The 19,062-nt window shown below is 46.8% G+C and carries 15 protein-coding genes and 1 riboswitch; of the genes, 4 read left to right on the top strand and 11 right to left on the bottom strand.

What is annotated here, in order from left to right:
• The first annotated feature begins 136 nt into the window (after nt 1–136).
• Nucleotides 137–1,039 carry a LysR family transcriptional regulator gene (locus KJS69_RS02185; protein ID WP_213581365.1) on the top strand — a complete coding sequence of 301 codons (903 nt, stop codon included), beginning with the start codon at nt 137–139 and terminating at the stop codon, nt 1,037–1,039.
• Nucleotides 1,040–1,149: 110 nt separating this feature from the next.
• Nucleotides 1,150–1,956, top strand: a complete 807-nt coding sequence (locus KJS69_RS02180; RefSeq protein ID WP_213581364.1) for a histidinol-phosphatase — start codon at nt 1,150–1,152, stop codon at nt 1,954–1,956.
• 117 nt (nt 1,957–2,073) lie between these two features.
• On the opposite strand, the gene KJS69_RS02175 is transcribed toward KJS69_RS02180, so the two are convergent.
• Together KJS69_RS02175 and KJS69_RS02170 are read right to left on the bottom strand one after the other, a co-directional pair.
• The gene (locus KJS69_RS02175; protein ID WP_213581363.1) at nt 2,074–3,963 is read right to left on the bottom strand and encodes an ABC transporter ATP-binding protein; all 1,890 of its coding nucleotides are present in this window, start codon (nt 3,961–3,963) and stop codon (nt 2,074–2,076) included.
• Nucleotides 3,956–5,686, bottom strand: coding sequence for an ABC transporter ATP-binding protein (locus KJS69_RS02170; protein ID WP_213581362.1), 1,731 nt, complete (start codon nt 5,684–5,686; stop codon nt 3,956–3,958). The genes KJS69_RS02175 and KJS69_RS02170 overlap by 8 nt, the downstream gene beginning before the upstream one ends.
• Before the next feature lie 167 nt (nt 5,687–5,853).
• Between KJS69_RS02170 and KJS69_RS02165 the strand changes: the two genes are divergently transcribed.
• Nucleotides 5,854–6,792, top strand: a complete 939-nt coding sequence (locus KJS69_RS02165) for a hypothetical protein (RefSeq protein ID WP_213581361.1) — start codon at nt 5,854–5,856, stop codon at nt 6,790–6,792.
• 798 nt (nt 6,793–7,590) lie between these two features.
• On the opposite strand, the gene sda is transcribed toward KJS69_RS02165, so the two are convergent.
• From sda to KJS69_RS02130, 7 genes are all read right to left on the bottom strand, one after another.
• Nucleotides 7,591–7,755 carry a sporulation histidine kinase inhibitor Sda gene (gene sda, locus KJS69_RS02160; RefSeq protein ID WP_213581360.1) on the bottom strand — a complete coding sequence of 55 codons (165 nt, stop codon included), beginning with the start codon at nt 7,753–7,755 and terminating at the stop codon, nt 7,591–7,593.
• A gap of 432 nt (nt 7,756–8,187) precedes the next feature.
• The gene (locus KJS69_RS02155) at nt 8,188–8,949 is read right to left on the bottom strand and encodes an RNA-guided endonuclease InsQ/TnpB family protein (RefSeq protein WP_249730307.1); all 762 of its coding nucleotides are present in this window, start codon (nt 8,947–8,949) and stop codon (nt 8,188–8,190) included.
• Nucleotides 8,950–9,137: 188 nt separating this feature from the next.
• Nucleotides 9,138–10,628: a PAS domain-containing sensor histidine kinase gene (locus KJS69_RS02150; RefSeq protein WP_213581359.1), complete on the bottom strand. Its 1,491-nt coding sequence runs from the start codon at nt 10,626–10,628 to the stop codon at nt 9,138–9,140.
• Nucleotides 10,629–10,778: 150 nt separating this feature from the next.
• Entirely contained in the window at nt 10,779–11,756 is a 978-nt protein-coding gene (locus KJS69_RS02145; protein WP_249730306.1) for a metallophosphoesterase family protein, read from the bottom strand.
• A gap of 237 nt (nt 11,757–11,993) precedes the next feature.
• Nucleotides 11,994–12,761, bottom strand: coding sequence for a succinate dehydrogenase iron-sulfur subunit (gene sdhB / locus KJS69_RS02140; protein ID WP_213581358.1), 768 nt, complete (start codon nt 12,759–12,761; stop codon nt 11,994–11,996).
• 2 nt (nt 12,762–12,763) lie between these two features.
• Nucleotides 12,764–14,521 carry a succinate dehydrogenase flavoprotein subunit gene (gene sdhA, locus KJS69_RS02135; protein ID WP_213581357.1) on the bottom strand — a complete coding sequence of 586 codons (1,758 nt, stop codon included), beginning with the start codon at nt 14,519–14,521 and terminating at the stop codon, nt 12,764–12,766.
• 14 nt (nt 14,522–14,535) lie between these two features.
• A complete protein-coding gene (locus tag KJS69_RS02130; protein WP_213581356.1) occupies nt 14,536–15,192 on the bottom strand; it encodes a succinate dehydrogenase cytochrome b558 subunit in 657 nt (218 codons plus the stop codon).
• 314 nt (nt 15,193–15,506) lie between these two features.
• Here KJS69_RS02130 and KJS69_RS02125 point away from each other — a divergent pair, with 314 nt between their 5' ends.
• On the top strand, nt 15,507–16,424 hold the full coding sequence (locus KJS69_RS02125) for a LysR family transcriptional regulator (protein WP_213581355.1): 918 nt from the start codon (nt 15,507–15,509) through the stop codon (nt 16,422–16,424).
• A 175-nt stretch (nt 16,425–16,599) separates the two neighbouring features.
• Here the strand turns inward: KJS69_RS02125 and KJS69_RS02120 are convergent, their stop codons facing one another.
• Nucleotides 16,600–17,262 (bottom strand): potassium channel family protein, encoded by a 663-nt coding sequence (locus tag KJS69_RS02120; protein WP_213581354.1) that lies wholly within the window; start codon nt 17,260–17,262, stop codon nt 16,600–16,602.
• Between the two features lie 12 nt (nt 17,263–17,274).
• Nucleotides 17,275–18,606 carry a TrkH family potassium uptake protein gene (locus KJS69_RS02115; RefSeq protein ID WP_213581818.1) on the bottom strand — a complete coding sequence of 444 codons (1,332 nt, stop codon included), beginning with the start codon at nt 18,604–18,606 and terminating at the stop codon, nt 17,275–17,277.
• Nucleotides 18,607–18,683: 77 nt separating this feature from the next.
• Nucleotides 18,684–18,820: riboswitch (cyclic di-AMP (ydaO/yuaA leader) on the bottom strand.
• Between the last annotated feature and the right edge of the window lie 242 nt (nt 18,821–19,062).

Raw genomic sequence — 19,062 nt, 5'->3', positions numbered from 1 at the left:
ATGACCTTTTCTTTCTGTTCTATAATAAGACATTGAAAAATAAAATTTATTCCGCCAATTCAGCCGATAATTAACAATTATTGAATTGTCTTCTTGACCCTTTGGAAACCTAAATGATAACAGGAGGTGGAGCGGAGTGAACATCAATCAACTGGAAACGTTAATTACTATTTCACAAACGATGAGCTTTCGTAAAGCCGGTGAGCTGCTTAACTTGACCCAGCCCGCTGTTTCCGCTCAAATCAAGAGCCTGGAAGACGAATTTAAAGCGGTGCTCATTGATCGGAATCAGCCGGTCACCTTAACGGACAGCGGCCGGGTTTTTCTAGAGCATGCGTACAAAATTTTGCGAACGGTGGAGGAGCTGAAGCAAAGATTGTCCGATTTGGAGCATAAGCCTCAAGGACACATCAATTTGGGAACGACTACGTCTATCGCCGTCCAGATTTTACCCAGAGTGCTTTCCTATTTCCAGGATCAATATCCACTCATCAAAACGACCATTCATTCCATGCCCTCCTCCCAGATCATGTCCAGCGTAGAAAGCGGGGCTATAGACATTGGAATTGCCTATCTCTTCGATAAGAGTCCCGGACTGGAAACCTCCATGCTGTACTATGACTCTTTCGAGCTAGTTGTTTCTCCTAATCATCCGTTGGCCAAATCCTCCCATACTTCCGTCGAGAATCTTCATCATCTTCCGTTCATCATGCTGTCACCGGACACGGCTGTCCGCAGATTTGTCGATCAGGTATTAAGAAAGCTGAACATTCAACCGCAGATCGTTATGGAGCTGTCCAGCAGTGAAGAGGTTAAACGGATGGTTGAATTGAATCTGGGAGCGGCTATTATATCCAAAATGTCGATCACTAATGAAATTCGTCTCGGCACTTTAAAAATGATTCAAGTCAGCGAGCTGGAAACCCCTCACCCCGTCGGGGTCATTTATAAATCCGGCAGATATTTAAGCTCCGCGATTAAACAGTTTTTGAACGATCTGAAGGGGATGCCGGAAACCCATTTTATCAGTTCAGAATAAGCGGCAGCTTGAGCTGCCCCATAGTCCCCGTATCCTGATAGGCCTGAGAAAATATAATAGTAACCGGTAAGCTTCTTATTAAATCAACGCGAGTTAGGAGGATCTCCATTATGAAATTCGATATGCATACTCACCATGATCGTTGCGGACATGCGGAAGGCTCGATCCGGGATTACATCGAATCCGCTCTGGAAGCAGGCTTGAACGTTGTTGGCATTTCCGATCATTCCCCCTATTTTGGCCGAGAGGAAGATCACGCAGAGCCGTATATCGCCATGGCCAAAAGCGAATTTTCCAGCTATATTTCGGAAGTGCTCAAGCTGAAGAAGGAATATGAGGACCGCATTGAGGTTCTGTTGGGAGTCGAGTCCGATTTTTTTCCGGAGCACGCCGAGCTGTACCGTCAAATCTACGACCAATACCCGTTCGATTACATCATCGGAAGCGTGCATCAGACCGGCGGATTAAGCATATTCAATCGAAACCGCTGGAAAAAGCTGAGCGATGTGCAAAAAATAGCGGTCAAAGAGGAGTATTACGATTTGATTCGGCAATCTGCTCAAAGTGGAATGTTCCAAATTCTGGGGCATATCGATGCCATGAAAGGATTTTATCCTGAATTTTCAGATATTCCTACTAAAGCCGTGGAAGCTACCTTGCAAATAATCGGCGAAAGCGGCGTAGCCATCGAAATCAACACATCCGGCAAAACCAAAGCATGCGGAGGCTGGTATCCTTCCGACGACGTGCTGGAACGCGCTTTGTTCTATGGAATTCCGGTTACCTTCGGCTCTGACGCCCATATTCCTTCGCGGATAGGGGATGAATGGGAGCTGGTGCAAAGAAAGCTGAGAGAAATAGGCTACAAGGAGTGGGTTTTCTTTCGGAACAAACAGCCCGTCACCGTTCCTTTGTAATATCGGCATCTCCTCCGAACTGTTGTCGATATCCTCGCTATAGTCATAGCATCGTTATCTTCACGCCGCTTCTCTGGGCCGCGGACTTACCCGCGGCCTATGCGGCATTACAGCTGCTCACGAGGTGCGTTCAGCGCTGCCTAAAGATAAACCGTCCTGCTCCTCGTCCCCCAATGTAATCAGCCGATTATGCAGCTCATAATAAAACCCTCGTCGCTCAAGAAGCTCCTCATGCGAGCCTGCCTCGTTGATTTTCCCTTCTTGCAGTACGATAATTCGGTCGGCCTTCTGGATAGTATTGAGCCGATGGGCGATAACGAAGCTGGTTCTCCCCTTCATCAACCGCTGCAAAGCATCCTGAATTTTAATCTCTGTCACTGTATCAATGCTGCTGGTAGCCTCGTCCAGAATAAGGAGCGTCGGATTGGCCAGAATCGCCCGGGCGATAGACAATAGCTGCTTCTGTCCCTGGCTGATTCCTTCGCCATTCGGCTTAAGCACCGTATCGTACTGATCGCGCATCTTCATAATAAACGAATGGGCGTCCGCCAATTGGGCAGCTTCCTCCACCTCTTCATCGCTTGCTTCCAATCTTCCGTACCGGATATTATCTCGGACCGTTCCCTGGAAGAGGAACGATTCCTGAAGGACAAAAGCCATCTGCTTGCGCAAGTCCGCCCGCTTAATCTTAGTAATATCGTATCCATCGATCGATATGACTCCGCTATCCGCATCATAGAAGCGCGACAGCAGATTAATAAGAGTCGTCTTGCCGGCCCCTGTCGGCCCTACGAACGCTATCGTCTCTCCGGGAGCGGCATGGAAGCTGACATTCGCTATCGTATCGCCTCCCTTTTCATAGGAAAAGGACACGTTCGAGAATGAAACCTCTCCCCGGATCTCCGGCATGCGAATCGATTCGCTCTCCTCCTTCTCCTCAGCCTCTTCATCCAAAATATCAAACACTCTTTCCGCTCCGGCTACCGCTGACAGAAGGGTGTTGAATTGGTTCGCCAGATCGTTCAACGGCCGAGTAAACTGTCTGGAATATTCAACGAATACGACAATAGCTCCGATCGAGATTATACTTTGGATGGCGAGAATTCCTCCTACTCCAGCAATCAGGGCAAAGCTCATATTATTCAATACGTTCATAACCTTGGGGATAAATCCGGTAAAGGTTTGCGCCCAGAATGCAGATTGCCGGATCCTTTCGTTCTTCTCTTTGAACTCGGAGATGACTCTCTTCTCCTGTGAGAAGGTTTTAACAATCCGCTGGCCAGAGATCGTCTCCTCGATGTGCCCGTTTAATTGTCCCAGGTTTTTTTGCTGCTCCTTGAACAGGCGGCCTGTTCTCTTGGTGATCCACTTCGTCCCGTAGAACATGGCCGGTACAACGAGGAACGTAATGAGCGTCAGCAGCGGACTGAGCCAAATCATAACGGAAATAGCTCCAATCAGTGTCAGCACACTGGAAAAGATTTGAATGAATGAACTGTTTAGAGTAGAGCTTACGTTTTCAATATCGTTTGTAACCCGGCTCATCAATTCGCCATGCTGTCTTTTATCAAAGTAAGCGATCGGCAGCCGGTGGAGATGCTCGAACAATTGGGAGCGCATCGTAAAAACTGTTTTTTGAGCGATTCCGATCATCCAATAATTTTGCAACCACACCGTAACCGATTGCAGCAGATATACGCCGGCTAGACCAAGCAGGGTATAGAGCAGGCCGCTGTTGTTCCGGAGAACGATATAGTCATCTATCGCTTTACCAACCAGGAAAGGGCCCAGTAAAGTAAGGCCCGAGCTTAATACGACCAGGAACAGCACCATCATTAATTTACCTTTGCTATGAGCAAGGTAGGTCCAGATTCTTCGTAAGGTTGCCGCCCAATTCTTCGCCTTGGCTTTAGGCTTGAATCGCGAGGAGGAGTCCGAAACCGAACCCTTCTCCGCCTCCCATTTCGTCTTGGGATATTGAAAAGGCCTGATTAATTCCTTAAGCATGGCTATGCGTCTCCTCTCCGAATTGAGAATGATAGATCCGTCTATAAAGCGGAGAGTGTTCCCATAATTGATCGTGAGTCCCTTTGGCCAGCAGCTTCCCGTCCTCCAGCAGCAATATGGTGTCTGCGGCCAAGGCCGTAGTCATTTTTTGCGTGATCATCATCAGGGTGCACGGATATTCCTTCAATGCGTGCAGCAATTTCGCCTCGGTCTTGGCATCCAGCGCGCTCGTACTGTCGTCCAGCAGAACAATTTTGGGCTTTCTGACCAATGCCCGGGCAATCGACAGCCGCTGCCTTTGTCCGCCGGAAAGATTGACCCCCTTTTGCCCGATGACAGAATTATATTGATTAGGGAACTTGAGGATCGTTTCATGAATTTGTGCCCTCTTCGCCGCTTCCACTATTTCCTCCATCGAAGCGTCTTCTTTGCCCCAGGCTATATTTTCTCTAACCGTTCCGGTAAATAGCAGCGCTTCTTGGGGAACGTAGCCGATCTGCTGGCGCAATCGTTCCATCCTCATCTGGCGAATATCGGTATGGTCGATAGAAATCGTCCCTTCATTGGCATCGTACAGCCTCGGGATCAGTTGGAATAGAGAAGTCTTACCCGCACCCGTCGCTCCCAGAATAGCTACGGTTTCACCCGGCAGAACCTCGAACGACAGATTATGTAAAGTTGGAGTATCGGTCTCGGGGTATCGGAACGAAACGGACTCAAACACGACTCTCCCTTCGCTAATTCTGGCCGAACCCTCGCTGTCTGTCCCGTCGACAAGATCGCCTTCCGTGTCCAGCACCTCTGTTATTCGGGAAGACGATGCCTTCGCACGTGAAAAGTTCATAATAATCATCGTAAACATGGAGAGCGCAGCCGTCATTCGTGTGGCGTAGTTGACTATCGCTACTACCTGACCTACACTCGCTCCCCCGGCTTCCACCTCGACACTGCCGAACCAAAGGATGACCATAATGCATACATTCATGAGCAGTAACACAATAGGCGCTGTCAGCTCCGTAAAGCGGAGAACAGACATCGTCCGGTCCTTGAGCTGCCGGCTGGATGCGGTAAATCGTTTGACCTCGTGGTTTTTCCTGAGAAAGGCTTTAATCAGCTTCATTCCGGCCAAGTTCTCCTGAATGACACTATTGACGGTATCCAGCTTTTCCTGTACTGTCCGAAACAGCCTTCCCGCTTTTTTCATCGCCCATAACAAAAAAACTAATAAAACCGGCACACAAACGACCAGCAGCAGTGCAAGCTTGACATGAATAAACAAGGACATGATCACCCCGCCAACGACCAGCAAAGGCGAGCGCAGCATAATTCGCAAGCTCATAAATACCGTATTCTGGATTTGAGTGACGTCGTTAGTCAGTCTTGTGATCAAGGAAGAAGTGGGAAAGAGATTAAAATTGGCAAAAGAAAACGATTGCACTTTCTCATATAGTTTTTCCCTTACATCAAAGCCGAAGCTTTGGCTGACGTGGGATGCGTAGAAAGAATTGATGATCCCACTAAGGAATGCCAGTAAAGAGCATCCGATCAACACACCTCCCCATTGCATAACTACGGACAGATTCTGTTGAGTGATTCCGTCGTCAATAATTTTGGAAATCAGGAAGGGCTGCAGCAGCTCCACCGTCAATTCGGTTAACATTAAAAGCAGTGCGACTGTAATGGCAATTCGATATGGCTTTAAAAAAGACAGCATCTTCGTCATGCGCCGTCCGTCCTCCTCCCCGTTTACTGTCCATAATCCGGATGTCCTGCGGCTTATCCTCCATTATAATATAAAATTCCATACTTTCGTATTACACAGTCAATTTGTGCCAACCTTCTTGACAAACACTGAAAACGAGGGATAGAATTTGTTGAAGGTGATGACAGATGGAAAATAATAAAAAGTACAATTTAATAATCATTGGATTGATCGGACTGGTCGCGTTGATGATATATCAAAATGTAAAATTTAAAAAAGAAATGGAATTTCTGAATAGTCACGTATCAAATATGGAATTAAATTTAAATAACGGAATGAATAATTTAAGTTACACCATCTTAAATCAAGTAGAGAATCTTATAAACGAGCAGCAAAATATGGTGTCGGAATATAAGTCAACTTATAACAGCGTAGACGCACAAAAAGGAATTGTAAAATCATTAGTTGAGTTTTCATTAAAGCAATCGGATGCCGATTCAAAGGTCTATCTTAATGTATCCACACAAAATAACCCAAATGGGCTAGATTTTGAGTGTGGATCTGCAAACGGTTTCTCTTATGCTTGCGAAACTGAGTTATCCTACAAGGATAACTATATACTTAATATATATCAAAAAGATCCTGCCGGAAGCTATAAAAAGCTCAACTCTGATTCGTACCCTCATCATATAAAAAGTGATTTTGAAAACAGGATAAATCTAACGGAATCTGGTACAAGTACCAATAATGAGAGAACAGATTATTCATTTAAATTACGAAACAAGACATTTGGCGAACAAAGTTTTGAGATTAACAGTGTGATAGTCAAAGCATTTTATGAGGGTCGGGAAGTTTATTCGAAAGATGTTACATCTTACAATATTGTAAATTCAGAAGCCAGAGATAAAATGAATGTGATGATTGCGTCTGGGCAGATCGATTCTACAGCAATTCCTGAAATAGAGTACAGTGAAATATCTACAGATGACAATGGTGACGAATATGGAAATTATATGGTAAGCATCTTACATGCAGATACCGGAGCGCCTGTAGAGAACATCAAATACCCTGAATATAGCTTTAAAGTGATGATTACACTTCATAATGGCGATGTCTATGAATATTAGAAGAAGCTTGGGCTCAGACTGCAAATAAACACAATGTAGAGTGAAAGGCTGGGGATACCAGCCCCTCCTCATCAAACCGTACATGAGGTTTTCCCTCATACGGCTTTCCGACGTTCTTCACCTCGACCAGTACGGCTACTCCCAGTCTACCAATGTTTTCAGTCCTAAGTGTTGAAGAAGTTCATACAGTTTAGCTTGACTGGCTTTGCGCTTCTTGTGTTTCTTGTTCCACCACAGCGTGAATCGCCTGCGGATGTGCCAGTCCACTTTTCCAAGAAATCCGTTTGCCTTGTTGGGATCTATTTCTGGCTTTTTTCCGCTACTTGGTGACCACGGTTCAAACGTCCTCTACGTTCACCAGTTCTTTTCTGTAAATGACTTCGGATAAATTCAGCATGCGCTTTTTCGAAATTCATGGTTATCGCTATCAAACCCGCCGCCGAGCTTTCACATAAGCTCAGAATTGGAGAGAAAACGTTCGGCCTTTGCAAAGTTGTGGAGTATATAATTGTCCATCGATGAACGATTAAACAAAAAAAGAAGGACCTGCCAACGGGGCCAAGTCCTTAAAGAAAATATATTTTAAAAAGGGGGTCATGTGTTTATATTAACCGAATGATGTTAACGGACCATAACAGAAATATTTCATTTAGATTACAAATAGTGTACCGGCCCGGATCCCTGTCTGATTACTTCCTGCTACAGTCATAAACGTGAAGCCATGATGGGAAGGGAAGAAAATTCCGATCTGTGTCGGACGGGTTGATCCAAATCTTCCCTCCGTCCCTGAGCCGCCCATTACATATTACGCTGGGGCTCGGCATATTCTCCTCTAGTGACAGGAAGTGATAAATTTCTACGTTGAATCTCCTCAAGAAGGAGCGAGATAAAGTCCCTATCCAGTTTTAACTCCACCGCTTTTTGATACGTTTCCACAAGCATGTCGTCATTCAATAGAGTCATTTGGTCTCACCCTTTCTTCCTTTGTATCATCGTACCACTGTTCAAAAAATAGAACAACCGTTCCTTTATCCACAACAACCTGTGGGTAACCTGTAGATAATTTGTTAATAATCGCCAACATCCGACATATGTCCAATGTGAATAATGTGTATAATCTTATCCACAACCGAAGCTTCCTTTTTCTTTTCAAAAATATTTTAATGAAAATTTCTGTGGATTCATTTTCAGGAATACAAAGCCAAAACTTATTCTGGAGACGCCTCTCTTTCTTCCCTTCAAAAGCTATGAAATTTTATATGCCAACAATTCCATAATAGTTCGCGCAACAAAAACACTCCCATAAGGAGTGCTAAAAAGTTATATGAATACTCCCGCCACTTATCCACGCTGTCGCTTCGATGGAAGTGGGGGTTTCTGATGTCTCTTCCTGAGCTATCTCAGGAGGCTTAACACCAGTGGAGTTGACACGTTGATGGTCTGGTGACCATCCAACCCCTCTATCCCATTCGCTTCTTTGGCGGAGACGTTTGGGAATACTTTTCGCATGATATTGGCTGCGCCATTGACGTCGGCATGAATCAATCCTTGTGGGCTTGTATACAACCCGCGATATATCCGTCTGCCTGTGAAGGACCATGTTCCTTCTTCATCATAGCGCGGCAACGGGTCTTGATCCAGGAAGCTCGCTTTAGAAGTGTAGGATTTCTCGGTCAGGATCACCTTCATCCCCCGTTCAGCCGCCTTATACCGGATCATTTCGATCAGCCTCTTGTGGGGAAGATGACAGAAGGTTTGATTGTTACGCCGTCCCATCGCAGGGGCTTGCTTCCATCCATCGTTATGACCGATGACGATCGTACCCACCTTTTGCTCCACGGCGATATGGACGATACGATGACTCGCTTTGTGAAACAGGTCCTTGATTCGTCGTTGACGCTTTAGATGCAGCCGTTCTAATCGTCTGGAGGTGTGTATGCCTTCACGCGGCTTCTTCCCTTGTCGAAGAATACCGGTATAGTACGCTTTCATTTTGTTGTAATACCGATTGATCGATTTCACGATCTTGCCCTTCACCACCACCGGTTTGGTCCCGGTCGTCGTGACGATGGTTGCAAGATTGTCGACACCAAGATCTATCGCCAGCACATGTTCTGACGAGACTTCCTTCTTTTCGATCGAATGCGCGAAGACCATTTCGACTACGTACTGGCCATGGCTGGGAATCCAAAAATGCGAATGTATGTTCCCTTCTTGATTATACCGCTAATGATTTAGGAAGGGAAGAGCATCTTGAGGAAAAAATCGAGAAGTCGCCGATTCACCTCGCCACTTATAGAAGAGAGAGTCCTCTCGGCGATAAATGATAGAAATCAAAGACTGCGCTACACCGGCAGTTCTATTTCTACGGTTGTCCCTAATCCCGGGCTGCTCTCAATTCGCAGTCTCCCTTTATGGTTCTCTATAATTTGATTGCAAATCATTAGCCCCAGACCGCTTCCTTTTTCTTTAGTCGTGTAAAAGGGTTCGCCTATGCGAGGCAGTTGATCTTTCTCAATCCCTTTGCCGGAATCCGAAAACCGCAGCCGAATGAAACCTTCTTCTGATTCTCCGGTAATGAGCAACAGACCTCCCTCAGGCATAGCCTCAATGGCATTCTTGACCAAATTGACGAAGACCTGCTTCAATTGATGCTCATCACAAAGAACCATAGGCAAGTCATCCGGGAAATGACCGCAAATTTCCACATTATTCAGAATTGCCTGAGAATCAAGAACCGTCACAATATCCGCTATCATGTTCGCGGCACTTCGATATTCAAACTCCTTGTCTTGGGGAGGCTTGGCGATTAGAATAAACTCGCCGACTATGTAATTGATTCTTTCCAATTCAGACAGCATAATATCAAAGTAATGATGATTGTCTGCGGATTTGCTTTTTAATAATTGCACGAAGCCCTTTAAAGCCGTCAATGGATTGCGAATTTCATGAGCGATTCCTGCCGCCAACTGGCCGACGGCCGAGAGCTTGTCCGATTGCCGGAGCAATCTTTCTCTGCGCTTTCGATCCGTAATATTTCTAAGTACCGATTGAAAGATCGGATGTTCCGAGTATTGGAAAACCCCTGTGCTCGATGCTTCGATTTCGATCCATTCTCCGTCTTTTCGCAGCATCGGATACTCGATATATTGAAAAGGGTCTTCGTTGGAATGAAAAGCGTTAATCTGTTCCCGGACACGCTCATGATAATCCGGATGGATATAATCGATTAGCGACTTTCCCAACAGCTCGCTTTCTTGCTCGACTCCAAAAAGGCGCAGTGCGGCATCGTTGGAATAAATAATGATTTCTTCGCTGTGAAATATGATTGGCTCCGGGGATAATTTAATCATCTGTTGATAGCGCCGTTCTCTTTCATTCAACGTATTTTCAATCCGTCTTCTCTCTGTCAAATCGTGGGTGATGATCAAGGCCACCTTTTGCGTTTTCCATTCTATCCGTTTCCTGTACAAATGGACTTGCACGGAACTCCCCCGCTTGTGCAGAAGTGTCCAATCGCAGTACTTTCCCCCCTGGTCAGGCACCCACACCCCGGATTCCAGATCCGGACCGGTTAAACCGATAGCAGCCATTTCTTGTCGCGTAAGCCCCAACATTTCATCCTGATCATACCCTGTCTGTCTGCAAATAACGTCATTGACCATAATAACGCTTAGCGGCCTCTCTTTTGAATCGAGCCTCAATAAGATGACCCCTTCGCTGACGTAATTTACAATTTCAGCGAATAATGGATGATCCTTCAGCCACAACGTTTTTGCTTCTCGAACCTTGTTCAAATCAGTTAAAAATTGATTTCCCCTTGGTTCTCGCCTCATGTTATTCACTCCACTCTATTGACGCTTTGGGGTGAAGCTGCTACAACTAACCTTTTTCATAGGTATTATACTATTATATTCCATATATGAATATCGTTTAAAAATGAAAACCGGCTATTTTTCCCAAAAATTCCTGATTTTTTTATGTTTTTAAGGAAAAGTTATCTTGTATTGGGCTTCCGCTATCCAGCCTTTCCTCGCGAAGCTTCTCCCGCGAATGTGGACCGTTTGATCGCGGACCTCTACATAAAGCCCTTCGCTGGATTCAGTCCCAGCCGGCTGACCTTGATTAGTCCACGGCTGATAAACCGAGGAACTGTTCACCATCCAGAATCCATCATAGTCCAACATCTTCCTATCTGCCAGATTCCAGTGGGTATGACCGCTAAACAGAATGACATTCGGATACAGCTGCAAAATCTGCCTCAATTCCTCGTGCTGAACCACACCTCGTTCCTTGCTTCCAGACACGGAATTCGGGAGCGGCTGATGAAGAAAAACAAAAATGGGCCGTCCGGATTCATCGCCTTCTCCCAGTTTATCCTTCAGCCAAGCCAGCTGGGTCGGTGATAAATAGGCATTCTCCAGCACCTCGGGATCATTCTGTCGGTACTTCTCCGATCCGAGGAATATAAAATGAAATCCATGAATCCATACATCATCATATACGCTATCCCGCCCGGTAAACTTGAGAAACCGGCTGATAGACGCCTGCTCCTTCTCTCCATTCGGAAAATGATCGGCATCCCAGCGGCCGGCAGCATTGATCCAGGCTTGATAAAATTCATGATTGCCCAGTGTATAGAACAAAGGCGGATTAGGTCCTTTTCTTATAATTCGTTTAATTGCGTCATAATCTGCCTGCGCCCCATTCCCCAAATCCCCGTTAACTATTAAAGCATCCTGATTTGAATTAATGCGGCGCAAATCCTCCAGAGCCGCTTGGAATTTATGTTGAGATTGAGGGTTCCAGGCCTGTACATGAATATCGCTTAGTACGGAAAATGCAATAGAGCTTCCTTCAGCTTCCTGTGCCGATAAGGATGAGCCGGAAGCCGTGAGTGTCGAAACGGCTATTATAATCGTGCAGATAAACGTCATGAAATAAATCCACTTTAACTTGATCATCTGTCTGCCTCCTCTTCTTTTGCAGAGGTTTGTCCCAAAGTCCTCTTTTAATCGAACATTCATCCAGCAAAAAGATTCCTTTATTGTTACCAGATGAGGAGATATTAAATCTTTATTGCGGACAAGACCGTACAGCTTTGATCTGAATCGGGCAAAAAAAAGCAGACCCGCATTCCTTCATGAGGAAAACGGGCCTGCTCTTATAAAAGGTAGTTCATAAAGTGCTGTGCCGGAAAGTTACATTCCCAGCCATTTCTTGAACAAATGCTTCGTCGTATCGGCATTGATTGCCGCGATAGAAGTGGTCAGCGGAATCCCTTTCGGACAGGAGCGCACACAGTTCTGCGAGTTCCCGCAGCCTTCAATTCCACCATCCTGCATGAGCGCATCCAGACGCTCATTTTTATTCATCTCGCCGGTAGGGTGAGTGTTAAACAAGCGGACCTGGGAAATAGCGGCCGGTCCAATGAAGCTGGACTTATCGTTCACGTTCGGACAAGACTCCAGACATACTCCGCAGGTCATACACTTCGATAACTCATAAGCCCATTGACGCTTGGTTTCGGCCATTCTTGGTCCAGGACCCAAATCATACGTACCATCGATTGGAATCCACGCCTTAACCCGCTTCAATGCGGAGAACATGCGCTCCCGGTTGATAACCAGGTCGCGGACGACAGGAAAAGTCTTCATTGGAGCAATACGGATCGGCTGCTCCAGCTTATCCAAGAGTGCCGAGCAAGCCTGGCGGGGCTTCCCGTTAATGACCATGGAACAAGCGCCGCAAACTTCCTCCAAACAGTTCGATTCCCAGCATACAGGGGTCGTCTTCTCGCCTTTGGCATTGACGGGAGTTCTTTGAATTTCCATCAGTGCACCGATGACGTTCATATTCGGACGATACGGAATTTCGAACTCTTCGTTGTATGGACTTGAATCAGCAGTGTCCTGCCGGGTAATAACCAGCTTAATCGTTTTTTGGTTTGTTGCTGTTGCTTCAGCCATGATCATGCTCCTCCTTTCTTATCCGTCGTGTAATCGCGCTTCCGTGGCGGAATGAGAGAGACATCGATATCTTGGTACGAAATTTGCGGACCTTCCTTAGAATAGGAGGCAATCGTCGTCTTCAGGAAGTTCTCGTCATCACGCTCCGGAAACTCCGGCTTGTAATGGGCCCCGCGGCTTTCATTACGCATCAGGGCGCCGATAGTCATGGCGCGGGACAGTTCAAACATATTCCACAGCTGACGGGCAAAGGTTACTCCCTGGTTATTCCAACGAGACGTATCCGTCATGCTCAGATTTTTGTAACGTTCCATCAGTTCCTGAATTTTATCGTCCGTTTCCTGCAGTCTCTTGTTGTAACGAACAACGGTCATATTGGCCGTCATTAATTCCCCGAGCTCTTTATGAAGAGCATAGGCATTTTCCGTTCCATCCATGGAAAGCAAGCTTTCATATTTATCTTCCTGCTTCTTCCGTTCACGGTCGAACACGTTCGAGGAGACATCTTCGGAATGTTTATTCAATCCTTTGATATACTCGATCGCTTTAGGCCCTGCCACCATTCCTCCGAAAATAGCGGAAACCAGCGAGTTCGCCCCAAGCCGGTTAGCCCCGTGAATCGAATAATCGCACTCACCGGCAGCAAACAAACCAGGAACATTCGTCATTTGGTTATAATCGACCCACAAGCCGCCCATCGAATAGTGAACGGCCGGGAAGATTTTCATAGGAAGCTTACGCGGGTCATCTCCTACGAATTTCTCATAAATCTCGATGATTCCGCCCAGCTTAACATCCAATTCCTTAGGATCCTTATGAGACAGATCGAGATAGACCATGTTCTCCCCGTTGATTCCGAGCTTCATATCTACGCACACGTGGAAAATTTCCCGGGTGGCAATATCCCTCGGAACGAGGTTTCCGTAAGCCGGATATTTCTCCTCCAGGAAGTACCACGGCTTGCCGTCTTTATAAGTCCAGATCCGTCCGCCTTCTCCCCGTGCGGATTCCGACATCAGCCGCAGCTTGTCGTCTCCCGGAATAGCCGTCGGGTGAATCTGAATAAACTCGCCGTTCGCGTAGTGAACCCCTTGCTGGTACAACGCACTGGCTGCCGTTCCGGTATTGATGACGGAGTTCGTCGTTTTGCCAAAAATAATTCCCGGCCCGCCGGTAGCCATAATGACCGCATCGGCGCGGAAGCTCTGCACTTCCATGCTGCGCAAGTCCTGAGCAGTAATCCCGCGGCACACTCCTTCATCATCGATTACAGCGGAAGTAAATTCCCAGTGCTCGTATTTCTTGACCAGTCCAGCCGTTTCCCAGCGTCTCACTTGCTCATCCAGAGCATAGAGGAGCTGCTGGCCCGTCGTCGCTCCCGCGAACGCGGTGCGGTGATGCTTGGTTCCTCCGAACCGGCGGAAGTCCAGCAAGCCTTCCGGCGTCCGGTTGAACATAACGCCCATCCGGTCCATCAGGTGAATGATGCCCGGAGCGGCATCGCACATTGCCTTAACCGGAGGCTGGTTAGCTAGGAAGTCGCCCCCATATACGGTATCATCAAAATGCTCCCAGGGAGAGTCTCCCTCTCCCTTAGTATTAACCGCTCCGTTAATGCCGCCCTGAGCGCAAACGGAGTGTGAACGCTTGACCGGCACCAAAGAGAACAGATCTACGTGAACCCCCGCTTCGGCGGCCTTAATCGTCGCCATCAATCCAGCCAAGCCCCCGCCTACTACGATAACCTTTGAATTAGCCATTGCCGTTCACCTCTTTACTGTTGTGTCAAGACAGACGTGTCTTGAAATTCCGGGTTCAAAAATCCGACTAGAGCAAAAATTCCCATTAGCGAAACCAGCACGAAAACGATCATCCAGATGTAGCTGGAAACCCGTTGAGCGCGCGGACCGACCGTAATCCCCCAGCTGACCAGGAAAGACCACATTCCGTTGCTGAAGTGGAAGACTGCCGCTACTATTCCGATAATGTAAAGCACGAACGCCCAAGGCTGAGTGGCAATCTCGTGCATTCTGACGCCCAGCTCTTCCTGAGTAACTGTCCCCAACGCGAGTTGCACCCGGGTTTCAAACACGTGCCAAGAAACGAACAAGAGCGTAATGACTCCAGTTACCCTCTGCAGCATGAACATCACGTTACGGAAATACCCGTAGTTAGAAACGTTATTCCGCGCCGTATAGGCCACGTACAAGCCGTAAACACCATGGTAAAGAAGCGGAAGCCAGATGCCGATCAGCTCAAGGCCGAAAATAAACGGCAGACTGTTAATCCACTCTACTTTGTCGATAAACCCTTGGTGGCCTTCGCTAAAGGCCGAGTAGTTCACCAGCAGATGCTCGACCAAGAAGAATCCGACCGGGATGACACCAAGCAGTGAATGCAGCTTGCGGTAATAATAAGAATTTCCTGCCATCTGTAAGAGTTCCCCTTTCAAAAATATGAAGCTTGTCAAACAAAACCAATTCTCATTGTACTCCCCCCCTACCTAAGCGTCAACAATTTGTAACATTTTTCGCGGCAGACGGGGAATCTGGATAGAATAATAGGTAAGCTTATTTTACCGTAGCTTGCCAAACCTAATTCATCGTGCGCTATCCAGACCTATATTGTGAACATTAGGTGACATCTTCCATTGTAAGCCTCCATCGCTTATAATGGAAGTGCTTATTAATTATATGTTGTTATACCTAATATGCATAAGTGATTAAAGGAGCAGGAGGACCGAATGTGGATAATTTAGATGCGTTCGCTGTTGTTGTCGAGCAAAAAAGCTTAAACCGCGCCTCCTCCGTATTAAATATTTCACAACCGGCTCTATCTCGAAAGATTATGAAGCTGGAGGAAGAACTGGGTGTCCGTCTGTTTGAACGTAAGGGAAAGCGTCTGGAATTGACCCGCCCCGGGCAGATTTGCTATGAATCCGCCATCGAGATGCGGCGGCTGCATCGGGAGATGCTGCAGACTCTGGATCAATATCGTTCCGGCAGAGAATCGATCAGCTTGACGATCGGAGCCAGCTTAACGACTCTCCAGTCCACTCTGCCTGATCTGATCACGTTCTATACACAAGACTTTCCCCATACAGACATTAAAGCTCTGACAGGCAAAACCCATGAAATCGTCACTTTGGTCATGGAGCAGAAGGTGGATATCGGATTGGTCGCCTCGCAGACGGAAAGCCCGGGGCTTATCAGTCTTCCGCTATTTGACGATCATCTGTACCTGGTGCTTCCTTCCGGTCACCCCTATCTTCGCATGAAGTCCATAACGATGAAGGAAATCCATGATTTGCCGATGATCCTCTTCTCCAAAGGAACCTGGTACCGGGTCATGATGGATGAGCTGTTTCACCATTATGCCGTCTTTCCTAACGTGAAGATGGAGATCGATTCGTTCGAAGCCATTATTAGGCTCGTATCTACCATTAAAGTGGCAACCCTTCTGCCCAAATCTTATCTGCATCGTCAGCTGCTGGAGAATAATGATTTAACGGTCCGCTCGATTCCCGAGCTGGAGGAAAAGAAAAGAACTACCTCTCTGCTCTTTACGACGGATGCGGCGGAAGATCCCGTCGTCCGCACTTTTATCGATATCGCTCGCGAATTTTTTGCACAGGGAGGGGCAAAGCCGGCTAATTATGAATGAGGAGGCGGAATGCTCATATCATTTTATAGAGCACTTACTTCATTTTTCTAACAACATAGATTCATTCTCTCCTAACGATTGCTAAAGCAAACCGCCATCCTGCAGGTTATTAACCCGGAATGGCGGTTAAATCTTTATGGAGGAATCTATGCATTGAAATTGCTTATACAGATATTCACTTGTATGTGGATCTTTCCAATGTCTCAATTTGTTCATTGGTGCCGATTACGACCATAATATCGTTCGATTCGACAATGTCATCCGCCGTTGGCGCAATCACCATGCCGCTTTGCTTGTTAATCGCCACAATGCTGCAGCCAAATTTCGCTCTCAGATCCAGTTGACCCAATGATTGCCCAGACAGCTTTGCGGGAACGGAAAGCTCAGCGATTGTATATTCCTCTGACAGCTCGATATAATCGAGCAAATTAGGAGAAGCCAGCTGGTGAGCCACTCTCGCTCCCATATCTCTTTCGGGAAAAATAATCCGGTCCACTCCGATCCGCTGAAGCACTTTGCCGTGCAGGTCAGACAAAGCTTTGGCAACCACTTTCTTTACCCCTAAATCCTTCAATACGATAGCTGTCAAGATGCTCGCCTGGATATCATCGCCAATCGCCACGACCGCACAATCGAAATTGCGTATGCCTAAAGATCGAAGCATATCCTCGTCCGTTGCATCGGCTTCCACCGCATGAGTCAAGAACCCGCTCAATTCGTGCACCGTTTCTTCACTCTTATCGATACCCAGCACTTCATACCCCAGTTTAATGAGCTCTTTAGCCAAGCTGGAACCGAACCGGCCCAGACCGATGACCGCATACTGATTTCCTTCCATCTCTCTATGCTCCTATCCAATCGTAATTTTTCCTTCCGGATAACGGAAAAGCTCTTTTTCTTTCTTCGGTCCCAACGCATAGGCCAGCGTAAGCGGGCCCAGACGGCCCAGAAACATTAAGAAGGAGACAATGATCTTGCCGATCACGGTCAGCTCCGGGGTCAGTCCCATAGATAAACCAACCGTGCCGAAAGCGGAGGTAACCTCAAATAATATGACAAGAAACTGATGTGCCTCCGTTGTAGACAACACCATGGCCGCTATGATGACAATAACCAGTGCGAATAAAACGAGGGTAATCGCTTTGTATATCCGGTCTTTGGCGAGCCGGTAGCGAAACATGACGATATCCTCTTTCCCCCGGATCATCGCGATCATAGCTCCGATCAGAATGGCGAAGGTCGTTGTTTTGATTCCCCCTCCCGTCGATCCCGGGGATGCTCCGATAAACATCAGAATGATCAGAAAAAATTGCGTGGCCTGCCTGAACGACCCGACATCCAGCGTGCTGACTCCTCCCGATCTCGGGGAAACAGCGTGGAAGAAGGAGGCGAGAACTTTGCTCCCTCCGTTTAAAGAACCAAGCGAAGCCGGATTGGTGAATTCAAAAGTAAAGATGACCATGGCCCCGCCGGCAATCAGTATGCCGGATGTGAATAGCACTACCTTGGTATGCAGAAGAAGCTTCTTTCTCTTTTTATAATCCATCAGATCGGCCATGACGATGAACCCGATCCCGCCCAAAGTGATTAAGGCCATGGCAATGACACTGACCGTTATATCTTCAGCAAACAGTGATAAGCCGCTGAACCTTCCGCTGACGCCACCGAATAAATCGAATCCGGCGTTATTAAATAAGGAAATGGCATGGAACATTCCAAGATAAGCCGCTTCCCCGAAGGGGAAGTCTATAGACCAGCGCAACGTAAGGAAAATAAACGCCACAAATTCAATCGTCAGGGAATAGGTTATGATTTTGCGGATCAAGCGGACGATGCCTTCCATGCTGTTCTGGTTCAGCGCCTCTTGAAGGATCAGTCTCTCGCGAAGAGAAATCCGCTTTTTGAGCACCAGAGCGAATAACGTTGACATCGTCATGATGCCCAGACCGCCGATTTGGATAAGCAGCATAATGACGAGCTGCCCGAAGACCGAATAAGTCGTTCCGGTATCGACAACGGTCAATCCGGTCAAGCACACCGCTGAAGTAGCCGTAAACAAAGCATCGATGACCGGCACAGAATGCCCGTCAGCCGAAGCCAGCGGTGTAGACAGCAGCATCGTGCCTATGAAAATAATAATGAGAAAACCCGAAGCCAGAATCTGCGGCGGTTGCATTTTCATAAATAATCGTTTCAGCACATTTCATTCTCCTCTTGGAAACAAAAAAAGCACTGGAAAACCAATGCTTCAAGCGTATGGTATCCTGGCAGCAAGCCTACGAGGTTAGCTGACGGATTCGGGTAGACAGGCACCCTATTTGCATTGGACTTTAGCAAAATTCACCCCAGTTAAATGGTTCCCCCGCTTTCTAAAAGAAATTCGGCTTCTATTTAATTGATTCCGATTATATCCTGCTTTTGGTCCGTATACAAAGTCCATATTTAAGGAAAAAATCATACTGTGAGGAAGATTTCGGGCAAATTATTCCGGCAAGCCAAGATTCTATTCTATTTTCAACCATTTGCCTCCTCTCACATCGAATGAAGCTCTCCTCTTTTGTCGAAAATCTAGAATGAAGGCAATCGCTGGAAACCGTCTATCAGATATGTTACTTTGGAAAGAAAGAACATAAGAAGG

Origin of the sequence: Paenibacillus sp. J2TS4, assembly GCF_018403245.1 — a bacterium.
In the GTDB taxonomy this organism is placed as follows: Bacteria; Bacillota; Bacilli; order Paenibacillales; family NBRC-103111; genus Paenibacillus_L.
Note: the sequence above shows the minus strand (reverse complement) of the source record. Positions and strands in the feature narration are given on the sequence as shown.

Bases quoted from the DNA above. Each gene is read 5' to 3' on its own strand.
- sda (WP_213581360.1), bottom strand. From the start codon at position 7,755: ATGACTCTATTGAATGACGACATGCTTGTGGAAACGTATCAAAAAGCG.
- KJS69_RS02180 (WP_213581364.1), top strand. From the start codon at position 1,150: ATGAAATTCGATATGCATACTCACCATGATCGTTGCGGACATGCGGAA.
- sdhA (WP_213581357.1), bottom strand. From the start codon at position 14,521: ATGGCTAATTCAAAGGTTATCGTAGTAGGCGGGGGCTTGGCTGGATTG.
- KJS69_RS02165 (WP_213581361.1), top strand. From the start codon at position 5,854: ATGGAAAATAATAAAAAGTACAATTTAATAATCATTGGATTGATCGGA.
- sdhB (WP_213581358.1), bottom strand. From the start codon at position 12,761: ATGGCTGAAGCAACAGCAACAAACCAAAAAACGATTAAGCTGGTTATT.
- KJS69_RS02175 (WP_213581363.1), bottom strand. From the start codon at position 3,963: ATGCTTAAGGAATTAATCAGGCCTTTTCAATATCCCAAGACGAAATGG.
- KJS69_RS02155 (WP_249730307.1), bottom strand. From the start codon at position 8,949: ATGGTCTTCGCGCATTCGATCGAAAAGAAGGAAGTCTCGTCAGAACAT.
- KJS69_RS02130 (WP_213581356.1), bottom strand. From the start codon at position 15,192: ATGGCAGGAAATTCTTATTATTACCGCAAGCTGCATTCACTGCTTGGT.
- KJS69_RS02170 (WP_213581362.1), bottom strand. From the start codon at position 5,686: ATGACGAAGATGCTGTCTTTTTTAAAGCCATATCGAATTGCCATTACA.
- KJS69_RS02145 (WP_249730306.1), bottom strand. From the start codon at position 11,756: ATGATCAAGTTAAAGTGGATTTATTTCATGACGTTTATCTGCACGATT.
- KJS69_RS02120 (WP_213581354.1), bottom strand. From the start codon at position 17,262: ATGGAAGGAAATCAGTATGCGGTCATCGGTCTGGGCCGGTTCGGTTCC.
- KJS69_RS02150 (WP_213581359.1), bottom strand. From the start codon at position 10,628: ATGAGGCGAGAACCAAGGGGAAATCAATTTTTAACTGATTTGAACAAG.
- KJS69_RS02115 (WP_213581818.1), bottom strand. From the start codon at position 18,606: ATGAAAATGCAACCGCCGCAGATTCTGGCTTCGGGTTTTCTCATTATT.